Raw genomic sequence first — 606 nt, forward strand, 5'->3', positions numbered from 1 at the left:
GGCGGTCCAGCACACGGCTGACGCCGTGGCCCGAAATCGCACGCTCGACCTCGATTGTCACCGCCTCGTGGCTGGCGTCATCCACGATCACCAGGCTCTTGATGACACGGCCGTCGGCGGTGCGATCGAAGATAAAGTCCATCGACCACACCTCGTTGGCCATCACCGGACGGATCAGCGGCTGCCGCTCGCCCATCGGCACCTTCTTGCGCTTGCGCCGCCGCACCTGCAGTTTCGCCTGCTGATACAGCCGCTCGACGCGCTTGTAGTTCACGACCTGGCCGCCTTGCCGCAGCTTGAGGTAGATCATGCCCACGCCGTAGCGCTTGTGCCGATGCGCCAAGGCCTGGATCTGCGCCCGCAGTTCTACATTGCGATCCGGACGAGGCGTGTAGCGCAGTGCGCTGGCACTCATGCCGACCACGCGCAGAGCACGCCGCTCGCTGAGCCCTTTGCCTGCCATGTAGCGCACCTGCTCGCCTCGGGTCGGTGCGCTCACCATTTTTTTCGCAGCACGTCCTTGATCACTTCGTTCTCGAGGACCTGCTCGGCCAGCAGCTTCTTCAACCGCGCGTTCTCGGTCTCCAGTTCCTTCAGGCGCTTGGC

At 64.2% G+C, this 606-nt stretch carries 1 pseudogene; it reads right to left on the reverse strand.

Annotation, left to right across the window (positions count from 1 at the left end):
* Positions 1-606: pseudogene (locus ABE487_RS17215) on the reverse strand (IS3 family transposase); the annotation flags it as partial.

The organism is Luteimonas sp. TWI596 (assembly GCF_039674105.1).
Classification (GTDB): Bacteria; Pseudomonadota; Gammaproteobacteria; order Xanthomonadales; family Xanthomonadaceae; genus Luteimonas.